Origin of the sequence: Vibrio sp. AH4, assembly GCF_030710545.1 — a bacterium.
GTDB lineage: Bacteria > Pseudomonadota > Gammaproteobacteria > Enterobacterales > Vibrionaceae > Vibrio > Vibrio metoecus.
Genome location: NZ_JALAIV010000001.1, coordinates 241,444 through 254,108, shown reverse-complemented (window position 1 = coordinate 254,108; position 12,665 = coordinate 241,444). Strand labels below are relative to the sequence as shown.

At 47.6% G+C, this 12,665-nt stretch carries 12 protein-coding genes; 8 read left to right on the top strand and 4 right to left on the bottom strand.

What is annotated here, in order from left to right; all coding sequences use genetic code 11:
- Window positions 1-2: 2 nt before the first annotated feature.
- The 5 genes from accA (at window position 3) to MKA69_RS01310 (ending at window position 4,127) form a co-directional block, all read left to right on the top strand.
- Entirely contained in the window at window positions 3-962 is a 960-nt protein-coding gene (accA, locus tag MKA69_RS01330) for an acetyl-CoA carboxylase carboxyl transferase subunit alpha (protein ID WP_000055724.1), read from the top strand.
- Window positions 963-1,085: 123 nt separating this feature from the next.
- Complete coding sequence (tilS, locus tag MKA69_RS01325) at window positions 1,086-2,408, top strand: tRNA lysidine(34) synthetase TilS (RefSeq protein ID WP_158119931.1); 1,323 nt, start codon at window positions 1,086-1,088, stop codon at window positions 2,406-2,408.
- Window positions 2,409-2,443: 35 nt separating this feature from the next.
- Window positions 2,444-2,767 (top strand): cytochrome c, encoded by a 324-nt coding sequence (locus tag MKA69_RS01320; protein ID WP_000513611.1) that lies wholly within the window; start codon window positions 2,444-2,446, stop codon window positions 2,765-2,767.
- A 103-nt stretch (window positions 2,768-2,870) separates the two neighbouring features.
- On the top strand, window positions 2,871-3,209 hold the full coding sequence (gene glnB / locus MKA69_RS01315) for a nitrogen regulatory protein P-II (protein ID WP_000717796.1): 339 nt from the start codon (window positions 2,871-2,873) through the stop codon (window positions 3,207-3,209).
- Between the two features lie 72 nt (window positions 3,210-3,281).
- A complete protein-coding gene (locus MKA69_RS01310; RefSeq protein WP_055027600.1) occupies window positions 3,282-4,127 on the top strand; it encodes an endonuclease/exonuclease/phosphatase family protein in 846 nt (281 codons plus the stop codon).
- Between the two features lie 20 nt (window positions 4,128-4,147).
- On the opposite strand, the gene MKA69_RS01305 is transcribed toward MKA69_RS01310, so the two are convergent.
- Window positions 4,148-5,743, bottom strand: a complete 1,596-nt coding sequence (locus MKA69_RS01305) for a LysM peptidoglycan-binding domain-containing protein (RefSeq protein WP_055027601.1) — start codon at window positions 5,741-5,743, stop codon at window positions 4,148-4,150.
- A gap of 71 nt (window positions 5,744-5,814) precedes the next feature.
- Window positions 5,815-6,573, bottom strand: coding sequence for a hydroxyacylglutathione hydrolase (gene gloB, locus MKA69_RS01300; RefSeq protein ID WP_305847383.1), 759 nt, complete (start codon window positions 6,571-6,573; stop codon window positions 5,815-5,817).
- Between the two features lie 37 nt (window positions 6,574-6,610).
- On the opposite strand from gloB, the gene MKA69_RS01295 reads away from it, so the two are divergent.
- Window positions 6,611-7,348 carry a class I SAM-dependent methyltransferase gene (locus MKA69_RS01295; RefSeq protein WP_000801263.1) on the top strand — a complete coding sequence of 246 codons (738 nt, stop codon included), beginning with the start codon at window positions 6,611-6,613 and terminating at the stop codon, window positions 7,346-7,348.
- A 31-nt stretch (window positions 7,349-7,379) separates the two neighbouring features.
- On the opposite strand, the gene rnhA is transcribed toward MKA69_RS01295, so the two are convergent.
- Window positions 7,380-7,850, bottom strand: a complete 471-nt coding sequence (gene rnhA, locus MKA69_RS01290) for a ribonuclease HI (RefSeq protein WP_001041875.1) — start codon at window positions 7,848-7,850, stop codon at window positions 7,380-7,382.
- 56 nt (window positions 7,851-7,906) lie between these two features.
- Here rnhA and dnaQ point away from each other — a divergent pair, with 56 nt between their 5' ends.
- Together dnaQ and MKA69_RS01280 are read left to right on the top strand one after the other, a co-directional pair.
- Window positions 7,907-8,650 carry a DNA polymerase III subunit epsilon gene (dnaQ, locus tag MKA69_RS01285; RefSeq protein ID WP_001098056.1) on the top strand — a complete coding sequence of 248 codons (744 nt, stop codon included), beginning with the start codon at window positions 7,907-7,909 and terminating at the stop codon, window positions 8,648-8,650.
- A gap of 8 nt (window positions 8,651-8,658) precedes the next feature.
- The gene (locus MKA69_RS01280) at window positions 8,659-9,918 is read left to right on the top strand and encodes a TIGR03503 family protein (protein ID WP_305847382.1); all 1,260 of its coding nucleotides are present in this window, start codon (window positions 8,659-8,661) and stop codon (window positions 9,916-9,918) included.
- Between the two features lie 86 nt (window positions 9,919-10,004).
- On the opposite strand, the gene fadE is transcribed toward MKA69_RS01280, so the two are convergent.
- On the bottom strand, window positions 10,005-12,449 hold the full coding sequence (fadE, locus tag MKA69_RS01275) for an acyl-CoA dehydrogenase FadE (protein ID WP_305847381.1): 2,445 nt from the start codon (window positions 12,447-12,449) through the stop codon (window positions 10,005-10,007).
- Between the last annotated feature and the right edge of the window lie 216 nt (window positions 12,450-12,665).

Genomic DNA, 12,665 nt, shown 5'->3' with positions numbered 1-12,665 from the left:
AGATGAGCCTCAATTTTCTTGATTTTGAAAAACCGATTGTCGAACTGGAAACGAAAATTCAGGCGCTGCGTGATATGTCTCGTCACAGCACAAGCGCATCCGTAGATCTGGATAAAGAGCTAGAACAGCTTGAGAAGAAAAGCCTTGAGCTGAAAAAGAAGATTTTCAGTGACTTAGGTGCGTGGCAAGTGGCGCAATTGGCGCGTCATCCGCAGCGTCCTTACACGCTGGATTACCTCAATCACATCTTTACTGAGTTTGATGAACTGGCTGGTGATCGTGCCTACGCTGACGACAAAGCGATTGTGGGCGGTATTGCACGTCTTGATGGCCGTGCGGTCATGGTGATTGGTCACCAGAAGGGGCGTGAAACCCGTGAAAAAGTAAAACGTAACTTCGGGATGCCAAAGCCTGAAGGCTACCGTAAAGCGCTGCGCTTGATGGAAATGGCTGAGCGTTTCAATATGCCTATCATCACTTTCATTGATACCGCGGGCGCATACCCTGGTGTGGGCGCGGAAGAGCGTGGTCAGTCGGAAGCGATCGCCAAAAACCTTAAAGTGATGTCAGGCCTGAAGGTGCCTGTCATCTGTAATGTGGTGGGCGAAGGCGGTTCTGGCGGTGCGTTAGCGATTGGGGTGGGTGACTACGTGAACATGTTGCAATTTTCTACCTACTCAGTGATTTCACCAGAAGGTTGCGCATCTATCCTATGGCGTGATTCTGATAAAGCACCTCAAGCGGCAGAAGCGATGGGTTTGATTGCTCCACGTTTGAAAGAGCTGGAATTGATCGATGAAATCATCGAAGAACCACTCGGTGGCGCGCATCGAGACCATAAACAGACTGCGCAAAATGTAAAAGCAACATTGCTACGTCAGTTGGCGGATCTCGATGCACTGGATCACGAAAACTTGCTAGAGCGCCGTTATCAACGTTTGATGAACTACGGTTACTGTTGATTATTTCATCGCGCAGTGGCGGTGGAATATCCACATATAGAAAGGGTTGACTTAGGTCAGCCCTTTGGCTTTTCTGGGCTCAAGGGGTAAACTTGAGCCACTTTTCTTTACTCTCTGTGGTCTATGGACGATCTCTATCTCCACTTTGTGCAGCAATTAGCTCGCCACCCTTTTCGCAAACTTCTTCTCGCACTGAGCGGCGGTGTTGATTCGCGTGTGCTGCTTGCCCTTTTGGCCCGTGGACGCGATGAGTTTGGCTGGGATGTGGCCGCGGTTCATGTTCATCATGGGTTGAGCCCGAACGCCGATCAGTGGGCGCAGCATTGCCAACTCTGTTGCCGTGAAGTCGGCATGGCATGTCAAATCGAATATGTGCAGCTGGATTTAGCAAGTGGTGAAAGCATTGAAAAAATGGCGCGTGAAGCGCGTTATCAAGCACTATCTCAGCATGTGGGTTCAGACACTCTTCTATTGCTTGGCCAGCATGCGGATGATCAACTCGAAACATTTTTACTTGCGTTAAAGCGCGGCAGTGGCCCGAAAGGGCTGGCCGCAATGGCAGCGTATTCTCCTTTTGCTGAGGGGCATTTACTTCGTCCTCTGTTAACCGTTTCGCGTCAACACATTGAAGCCTATGCCAAGCAGCACAAACTCACTTGGGTAACGGATGAAAGTAATGCCGATACCCGCTATGAGCGCAATTTTCTGCGTCATCAGGTGACCCCTGTGCTTGCCGAGCGCTGGCCGAGTATTCACCAAGCGGTGCAGCGTAGTGCTGAGCTGTGTGCAGAACAAGAAGCACTGCTGCAAGAACTTTTGGCGGAAGCGTTAAAAAGAGCGATTAGTGCTGAGGGAGGATTAGTGATCTCCGCTCTTGTTGAGAGTAGTGATGTGATGCGGCGGCAGCTTATCCGAGCTTGGTTTGCGCATCATCGATTGCCAATGCCAAGTCGTCAGCACACTGAACGTATTTGGTGTGAAGTGGCGTTAGCGAGTGAGGATGCTAATCCAAAACTAAAGCTCAACAGCATTGAGGTGCGCCGTTTCCAACAGTGTTTGTATCTCGTACCGCCAGAAAAAGATCTCTCTGGCTGGCGTAGTGTATTGGTGCTTGAACAACGTTTGCCTCTACCACAAGGTCTAGGTCATCTGCAGTTGACCAGCAAGGCGGGTGGAAACATCAAGCTGCCCGATGACCCCAGCCAGTTATGGGTTAGCTTTGAACCGCAAGGGCTAGAGGCTTGTCCAATTGGGCGTAGCGGTTCGCGCAAACTCAAAAAACTGTTTCAAGAATATGGTGTGCCGAGTTGGCTGCGGCGACAAATCCCCATCCTCATGTACCAAGATAGAGTGGTCTGTGTCGCGGATTTATTCGTGGATCGTGATTGGAGTGGGCAAGATTGTGAGTTGGTTTGGTTCAAATCTTCCGATTCTGTGCCAAAATAAATTCAAAACCACACATAATCTATAGGGATAATTACATGGGGAAAGCAATGAACAAAATGATCATGGCACTTGTGTTGGGTGGGAGCTTATTGTCAGGCTCCGTGTTGGCAGGAGATGTGGCCGCAGGGCAAGCTAAGGCTGCAATTTGTGCCGCTTGCCATGGTATGGATGGAATAGCGGTGATTCCGGGCTATCCAAATTTGAAAGGCCAGAATGAGCAATACATTACCACCTCGATCAAAGCGTATAAAAACAAAGAGCGTAATGGTGGCCTCGCCGTTGTTATGCAAGCGCAAGCCATGCTGTTGAGTGACGATGATATTGCCAACTTAGCGGCTTATTATTCTAGCCTGAAGTAAGTACGAGTTTTGTTGAATGCCCAGGCTTTGCTTGGGCTTTTTATTGATTGTTATCGGTCGCTGGCAGATAATGCCGCCACTGACCGTCGTTTAAGGGATGAACATGAAAAAAATCGAAGCCATCATTAAGCCATTTAAACTCGATGATGTCCGCGAGGCATTGGCCGAAGTCGGCATTACAGGTATGACCGTGTCTGAAGTCAAAGGATTTGGCCGTCAGAAAGGACACACTGAACTGTACCGCGGTGCCGAGTATATGGTCGATTTCCTGCCTAAAGTGAAGCTAGAAATTGTCGTGACCGATGATGTGGCTGATCGCTGTGTCGATACGATTATTGAAACGGCTCAGACCGGAAAAATCGGTGATGGTAAGATCTTTATCACTAGTGTTGAACGTGTTGTGCGTATTCGTACTGGTGAAGAAGATGAGGATGCGATTTAAGCATTGATCACCATTTTGATCGTATTAACAATAAGGAGCTGAGGCTCCTTATTTTGTTTCAAGGAGTCGTTGATGAAAAAACGTTATTGGGCGATACCGCTAGTGCTTGTGGCGTTAGCTATAACGGCATTTTTCTCCATTTTTACCATACCCAGTCAGCCTGAGCTGATCACCATTGGTCACAATCAGCAAGGAGAACCTCTGCTGTGTTACCAAAATCCGCATGCACCAGTTTTAGATAAATCACGACAAATCAACCTATTGGTGTGGAATCTCTACAAACAGAATCGTCCCACTTGGCAAACCGAGCTCTCTTTGCTCAGCGCATCTCAACAATTATTGCTGTTACAAGAAGCGAATATGAATAAGGGGTTGAAACAGTGGATTAACGAGGATGGCTGGGATGGTACTCAAACACGCGCGTTTGAAGCTTTCGGGGAGGCGGCTGGAGTCATCAATCTTGCGAAAGTGATGCCGATGATGGCGTGCGCTTACACACAAGTCGAACCTTGGTTACGGTTGCCGAAATCAGGTATTTATGCTCGTTACCGACTAAGTAATCAGCAAGAGTTGGCTGTGGTGAATTTGCATGCTGTCAACTTTACCTATGGCACACAAGAGTATCAACAACAGCTGACGGCGCTATTTGAAGAGTTACGTTCGTTTTCAGGTCCTGTCATTGTGGCGGGGGATTTTAACAGCTGGAGCGAGGCTAGAATGGCATTAGTGAGTGCTAACTTGGCGTCAATCGGCTTGCAAGAAGTCGCTTTTGACCCTGACCACCGTACCACGTTTATTACTGGCTTGCCGTTGGATCATGTGTTTTATCGTGGCCTTGTTTTGAAAAAAGCAGAAGCGCCCAAATCGGACGCTTCTGACCATAATCCATTGTTGGTGAGCTTTCAGTTAATTGACTAAGATCATCGCTCCGGCACGGGTTATGCGCTGAATTTAGTCACATCCACGTACAGTTTTAGCTGTTGGCCGGGTTTGAGATACTTATTGCTCTTTAACGTATTCCATTTAACGATGTCTGTCGTTTTCACTTTGAACTTGCTGGCAATACTACTCAATGAGTCACCTGAACGGACTTTGTACGTCACCGTGCGAATCACTCCGGTCGGCTTGGTATCTTTCCATACCACCAATTTTTGCCCTTTACGCAGCGCGTCTTTAGGCGCCATGCCATTCCATTTCGCGAGCGATTGGTAAGATACGTTATATTGCTTAGCGATGGTCCACAGACTTTCACCAGTGTTGACCGTATGAGTCACCTGATATTGCCCACGAGGCACGGACTGTGTTTTCGCGAGACGATTGCTCACACTCAGTGCATAGGCTTTCTCATCTTTCACTGACGTTGGAACAAACAGATAGCTACCAATCCGGATTTGGTTGTTAGCGATTTGGTTCGCCGCTTTGATGACTTTCGTGGTGGTATTGTATTTATCGGCAATCGTACTGAGCGTATCGCCAGATTTGACCTTATAGCGAACCACTTTGACGCCTTTGCCTCGATTTTCCTCAATTGCCGCATTAAAGCGCTCGACTTTTTCGACCGGCAGTAATAACTGATGAGGTCCATTCGGAGCCGTCGCCCATTGGTTATAGGCTGGGTTTAAGCTTTGTAGTTCTTTTACCGTCATGCCTGCGTATTGCGCTGCGATGGCAAGATCCAGCTGTTCTTTCGGATCGACCATGGATAGCACTTGGCGGTTTTCTATCGTCGGGATAGAGATGCCGTATTTTTCCTGATTCGCGATCACATCAGCTAGCGCCATCAGTTTTGGTACGTAGCTACTGGTCTCTTTAGGTAAATCTAGCGAGAAAAAGTCGATAGGTTTTCCGGCTTTTTGGTTGGCTTTAATTGCTCTCGCAACTCGCCCTTCGCCACTGTTATAAGCGGCAATCGCGTGGTACCAATCCCCATTAAAGTGTTGGCTCAGTACTGTCATGTAATCGAGTGCTGCATCGGTAGCGGCTGAAACATCGCGGCGACCGTCATACCAGAAATTTTGTTTTAGGCCGTAGCGTTTCCCCGTTGCTGAAACAAATTGCCATAAGCCCGCGGCACTTCCATGAGAGTAGGCAAAGGGGTCAAAGGAGCTTTCTACAATCGGCAGCAGCACCAGTTCCATCGGTAGGCCACGTTGCTCGACTTTTTCGGTGATCAGATACAAAAAAGGTTCGGCACGGCTGGCAATGGCTTGCAGGTGACCTGGGTTTTTGATGAACCATTCACGATAAGTATCTACGCTCGGATCTTTCGGTATTCCGAGTTTTAATTGCATAGCAATGCGTTGCCATACATCGTCTTGTTCTTGTGGGGAAAGCTCCACATACTCTTCTTCTGCGCTCTCGGTTGCTTCTGCTGGGAGCGTGGTCATGGTTTGTGGTTTACGCTTCTTTTTAACCTTAACAGATTGAGTGGGCGGGTTTACCGCCTGATCATCTGATGTGGTTGTATCCACAGGTTGGGGGGCTTGACAGCCGACGAGCAGCAATGCCAATACCCAACTGAATTTAACTCGCATGTAACACAGCCTTTATTCTTCATGGCTGCTGATAATACTTGCCACTTTGTCTTGGTGACAAGCGACAAAAGTCAAAATTCATTCTTCCATTCACGTAATGCAGTAAATATTGTGAGCGGATCCAGAGTTGATACTCGGTTAGCAACAGAGCGAATGACACTCGGCTCTTGTGTCCGTAAGAACGGATTGAGCCATTTCTCACGCCCCAGTGTGGTGGGTAGCGTGGGGTGATTTTGAGCGCGTAAACGACTCACTTCATCGCGATAAATATGCAATTGTTCGTTTTCTGGCTCAACCGCGAGCGCAAAAGAAAGGTTGGAAGCGGTGTATTCGTGCGCGCTGTAAACTTGGGTTTCTTCGGGCAAGGAAAGGAGTTTGTTGAGTGAGGAAAACATTTGTTCCATCGTTCCTTCAAACACTCGGCCACAACCTGCGGAAAAAAGGACATCTCCACAAAATAACTTGCCATCACCGACATAACCAATATGCCCTAAGGTGTGTCCCGGCAGACCGAGTACCATAAAGCGCTCATCAAACAGTTCGATTTGGTCGCCATCTTCTACCGGATGCGTCAAGGTAGGGATGGGTTCTTGTGCAGGCCCGACAACGTGGGTGTTCGGAAATTGATGGACCAATTCGGCTACGCCACCAATATGATCATGATGATGATGGGTAATTAAGATGGCCTTTAAGTTCAAATCATGTTGTTTGAGGTAGGCGAGAACAGGTTCAGCGTTGCCCGGATCGACAACCGCACAATCGCGATCGCTATTTTGGATCAGCCAGATGTAATTGTCGTTAAATGCGGGTATGCTTTTGATCTGTAACATGAGTTGTCTCCGGTTACTTTGATGAAGCGGGTGAGCAATGAAACCAGCACGCAGTGATAAAGCGCTTGAAAATCCACACTCATGGTCGCAACTAAAAAATGGCCAGTGGGTGAGTGAATCCATCCAGACCCGTTTAGATGAATGGTGTCCAAAACTTTTTGGCTACCATATGTTAAAGCTCGGCGGTCTGAGCTGTGAGCTTGCCAGTTGTACTTGCAATATTCAACACCAAGTGCATCTTGACCTTAAAAATCCTCTGCATACAGTGATTGCCGATAAGTACGAACTGCCATTTTTAGAAAAGAGTATTGATGTGGCGATTTTGGCGCATCAGTTGGATTACAGTAACGACCCTCACCGTTTATTACGAGAAGTTGACCGCGTGTTGATTGACGATGGCTATGTCATTATCACCGGTTTTAACCCGATCAGTTTTATTGGTTTAGCCAGTTTGATGCCGTGGCGCAAGAATAATTTGCCATGGAGTGGGCGCATGTTTACGCCTAATCGCATCAAGGATTGGTTAGGCGTACTCAATTACCAAGTGATTGCTTGTGATCACTATGCCCTGTTTCCGATGCAGAAATACCGCCCATTTTGGACTTGGTTAGAGAATGGTCTTGGAGAATCTAGCACGGCATTCGGCAGTCTTTACTTTATTGTGGCACGGAAACGAACCTGCCCATTGAAGCCGATTCGTTCTAAGTGGCGTTTAAAGCGACGTCTCTCGCCTGTTGGCGTTAATTATCGAGTGAACAGTAAACCGCAGTCATAGTGGTACTCTGCTTTTGGGGCGTTTATTGAGGTTATTTGGTGTCTGGTTGGTAACCCGTATCCTCTTCGGTGGGGTTTTCTGCTGCTTGTCGAGCTAGCTCATCACACATTTCATTTTCACGATGGCCTGCATGGCCTTTAACCCAGCGCCATTCGACTTGATGACGTGCCGTTTCACGATCTAATGCTTGCCACAGATCGGCATTTTTAACCGGTTTTTTGTCAGCAGTTTTCCACCCACGCAGCTTCCAGTTATGGATCCACTGGGTAATGCCTTGACGAACGTATTGGCTGTCGGTGGTGAGGATAACATGGCAGGGCTCTTTGAGTGCTTGTAATGCCATGACGGCGGCGAGCATTTCCATCCGGTTATTGGTGGTGAGACGATAGCCGCGAGCCAGTGTTTTTTCGACTTGCTTATAGCGCATCACCACGCCATACCCCCCAGGGCCTGGATTACCGAGGCAAGATCCATCAGTGAAAATTTCCACCTGTTTGTTCATGATTTGATACTATTGGGTCACGCAAAGAATTGGCATAGTCTGACATAGATATCCTGATGAATACTAGCAACAATGCAGAATACCAACGCATCGTGGTGCTCGATACCGAAACCACAGGTATGAACCGCGAAGGCGGCCCCCATTATGAAGGGCATCGAATTATTGAAATCGGTGCTGTAGAGATCATCAACCGTAAGCTCACCGGGCGGCATTTTCACGTCTATTTAAAACCGGATCGTGAAATTCAACTAGAAGCGATTGAAGTACACGGTATTACCGATGAGTTTCTGCGTGATAAACCAGAATACAAAGAGGTTCATGCCGAGTTTTTGGACTTCATTAAAGGTGCTGAACTGGTTGCCCATAACGCGCCGTTTGACGTCGGCTTTATGGACTATGAATTTGCTAAGTTAGGTAGTTCGATAGGTAAAACCACCGATTTTTGCAAAGTGACCGATACCTTGGCGATGGCCAAGCGGATTTTCCCCGGTAAACGCAATAACTTAGATATTTTGTGTGAGCGGTACGGTATTGATAACTCACACCGAACGCTCCACGGCGCTTTGCTCGATGCGGAGATCCTCGCTGACGTTTATCTATTGATGACGGGCGGGCAGACATCACTACAATTTTCAGCAAGCTCTCAAAATAGTGGGGAACTGGGCGCAGAATCATTAAAACGCGCACGTTCAGGGCGAAAAGCGTTAAAGGTTTTACACGCTAACGCCGATGAACTACAAGCACATCAAGAACGTTTGGATTTGGTCGCCAAAAGTGGCACTTGCCTCTGGCGCAATTAGGAGTGGTTATGGTGAGGATTCTCGCGGCGATAGTGGGATGTTTGATCAGTTTGAGTAGTTTGGCGGCAAAAGAGTCTTCAATGTCGCTGCTTGATAACCGTTTTCGTGTGGATCCCACTATTTCTCAAATTACCTTTGTCATTTACCGCGAAAAAGATTCTCAACCGGTCGTGTTGGTTCGCCCGGACGGCACCAAATATTATCAATGGCGTAATCCTGACAACGTACGTTGGTATCAGGAAGCGTCAATGGACATTATTTCGATTGATAACCCGATGCCTGGCCCTTGGCAAGCCATCGGGAAAGTGACGCCGAAAAACAATATTAAGTTGATCTCTAACCTGCAATTAACCACTGACGTGTTTCCGACTCGAGTGTTTCAAGGTGAAGAGTTTAAATTTACCGCTCGCTTAACGTCGGATGGTAAACCTTTGTTACTGCGTGACTTTCTTGATCGAGTCAACCTCAAAGTGACCTTTACTAAATTCGTTGAAAACGAAGACTCCCTAGCCAAAGAGGCGCGGCCGATTCCAGAAGTATTAGGAGAGTTTGCCGATGATGGTACGTTACTGGATGAAAAACCGGGTGATGGGGTCTTTACTGTTTCGTTAAAAATGTCGATTGAGCCAGGGAAATACCGAGTTCGTATTACCTCCGGTAATGGTGTGTTTTTACGCGCTCAAGAACAAGAAGTGCTAGTGTACCCGACACCGATTTCCACCACCTTTATTCAATCACGAGTAAAAGACACACCACATCAGGTGATATTCACTGGCGAACAGGGAATGGTTGAACCGGGGTCGTTGCTCGCGCATATCCGTCATCGTCATCCTTATCAAGATGATTATCTGGCTGAAGCCCAAGCAGGGAAAGAATCCTTAACCGTGAAGTTGCCAATCCCTTATGACGGTGAGTTTGGCAATTACTCTTGGGATGGAAGCGTGTGGGCGACGGAACTGGCTTCGCAGCGTGGTCTTTATTTCCCTATTGGTGACCAGACTTACAGCGTGGTTGATGAGTTAAACATTGCGGAAGTGCGTCGAATTCAAGAAGAAGAAGAGGCTCTGCGTCTTAAGAAAGAACAAGAGCAATTGATGATTCAGATGCGTGAAGAGCAGCGTAGCCGCAATATGATGTACATCATTGTGGGCAATCTGGTCGTGCTAGTCTTGGTGCTTGTCGTGTGGTTTGTGTTACGAAAAATCAAGATGAAAAAAGCTACGCAACCTGAAATGCAGTTGAACATGCCACCCAAAAAGGGCAAGTAATCCTAGTTCAATCTTGTGCTGAGTGGAGATAAAAAGGGAGACATTTCGTCTCCCTTTGTTTTTAGGTAATGCTGTTACGGCGTAAACTAAGCCACTTCTGCCTTACGTTGTGAGCGCTTTTTAGCAGCCAGTTCCTGTGGGACAAAGTCGTCAACATTGATGGTGTAGAGGCGATGTGCTTCCGCTTCACTTAACAATGCCGCTTCCTGAATGGTCAGCACTTTGGCTTCTAATCCGATTCTGGCGACTTCATCGAGCCCCATAAAGGGACGACGTTGACCGAGCTCTTTACACACTTTGTCAAACAAAGGTTCTGCTTGCAAAATCACTTGTAGTGCCTGTTCAATTTTTCCGGCAGGGTTGTGATCGCTCGGCGTTAAGTACTGGTTACGACCTATTCTGGAACGTGTTGCACTCGGCGTTTGCAGGATTTGCGCGAGTTTACTATCCAGCTTATCGCTCGGTGCTTTACGCACTCGACCAAAAGGCATGATCAGTAAGCGTAATGCGCGACCAATAAGACGATTTGGGAAGTTGGCTAAGAACTCATCAATGGCGACTTCGGTTTGGCGTAAACTGTCTTGTAATCCCCAGTGCACCAAAGGTAAATCTTCCTGTGGACGACCATCATTTTCAAAGCGTTTTAATGTCGCTGAGCTCAAATAAAGCTGGCTGAGAATATCGCCCAAGCGAGCGGATAAACGTTCTTTACGTTTCAACGACCCCCCAAGCACTGCCATGGAAATGTCAGCGAGAAGCGCTAAATTGGCGCTGTAACGGTTGAGTTGTTGATAGTAACGCTTCGTAGCGTCACGCGTTGGGGCTTGTGATCCGAAGCCATCAGTCAAGCCTAGCCATAAGCTACGGACAAGGTTACTTAAAACAAAGCCGACATGTCCGGCTAACGCCATATCAAATTTTTCTACCGCATCGGAGTTCTGGCTGTAAGCTGCTTCCATCTCTTTAAGAACATAAGGATGGCAGCGGATCGCTCCTTGACCGAAGATGATCATCGAACGAGTCAGAATGTTTGCTCCTTCGACCGTAATGGCAATCGGGGCTCCTTGATAGCCGCGCGCTAAGAAGTTTGCGGGGCCTAAGCAGATGCCTTTACCGCCAACGATGTCCATCGCATCAATGATCGAACGTTGGCCTCGATGAGTACAGTGATACTTCACAATGGCGGAAATCACCGAAGGTTTCTCGCCTAAATCGATACCCGCGACAGTGAGATTGCTCGCGGCATCCATCACATAAGCGTTACCCGCTAGACGCGCTAAAGGCTCTTCAATCCCTTCCATCTGGCCGATGGGTTGCTTAAATTGGCGGCGAATACGTGCATAAGCACCTGTAGCGAGTGCGGCTGATTTAATTCCGCCCGTGGAGTTGGAGGGCAGGGTAATACCACGACCGACCGACAGGCATTCCACCAGCATGCGCCAACCTTGTCCGGCCATTTTTGGACCACCAATAATAAAATCGAGCGGCACAAACAGATCTTTCGCGCGGGTAGGGCCATTTTGGAATGGCACGTTTAATGGAAAGTGGCGATTGCCGATCTCCACACCTTTGAGATGCGTAGGAATGAGAGCACAGGTGATGCCGAGATCTTCTTTCTCTCCGAGCAATCCTTCCGGATCTCGAAGTTTAAAAGCAAGACCGAGCACGGTTGCAACAGGGGCGAGTGTTATGTAGCGCTTGTTCCATGTTAGACGCATCCCTAGAACTTCTTTGTCTTCCCATTCGCCTTTGCAAACTACGCCAAAATCTGGGATTGAACCGGCATCAGAGCCGGCTTCTGGGCTGGTGAGTGCAAAACAAGGGATCTCTTTGCCTTCGGCTAAGCGAGGTAGATAGTAGTCTTTTTGCTCTTCGGTACCGTAGTGTTGCAGCAATTCGCCGGGGCCGAGAGAGTTTGGTACGCCTACGGTGGAAGAAAGAACACTGGAAACGCCCGTTAGCTTTTGCAGCACGAGAGATTGAGCATAAGCTGAGAACTCTAAACCGCCATATTGCTTTTTGATGATCATGGCGAAGAATTTCTTTTCTTTCAGGAAGGTCCAAATTTCAGGGGGTAAGTCGGCCAACTCGTGGGTGACTTGATAATCACTGACCATGGCACACACTTCATTGACTGGGCCATCAAGGAAGGCTTGCTCTTCTGCGCTCAATTTAGGGGCAGAGATCGTATGCAGTTTTTTCCAGTCTGGTTTGCCTTTAAACAGTTCGGCTTCCCACCATACGGTGCCAGCTTCGAGAGCTTCTTTCTCGGTTTGTGACATCGCTGGCAACACTTTTTTAAAGACTGCAAGTGCTTTACCACTGATCAAGGATTGACGGATCGACGGAACACAAAGTACCGCAACGCCGGCAAGATACAGAGCCCAACTGAAAAATCCAAAAGGACCAAACAGTGAGAGTGCCAACATCGTAACAGTCAGTGCTGCTAGCGAAGTAAATAAAGATGTTCTTTGATACAGGCAAGCACCGAGTATCAAGATCATAACTAAGGTTGAGAGCAAGATTTCCATACAGTTTTATCCTTTTTCAGACTGGCATTCTTCTGTTCTCTGATACGAAAATAGCGAGTCTAAGTTTAGTGGTCTAACCAGTTAAAGTGTAACCAAAGTATTAATGAAATGTAAAACGACATTTTGTCCGAAAGTGATCACGCTAGAGTAATCTCTCTACTCTTGCTGCTGATTGAATGACTGGATTTGCTAACGAAGAGTAAATCTTGCTTTTTG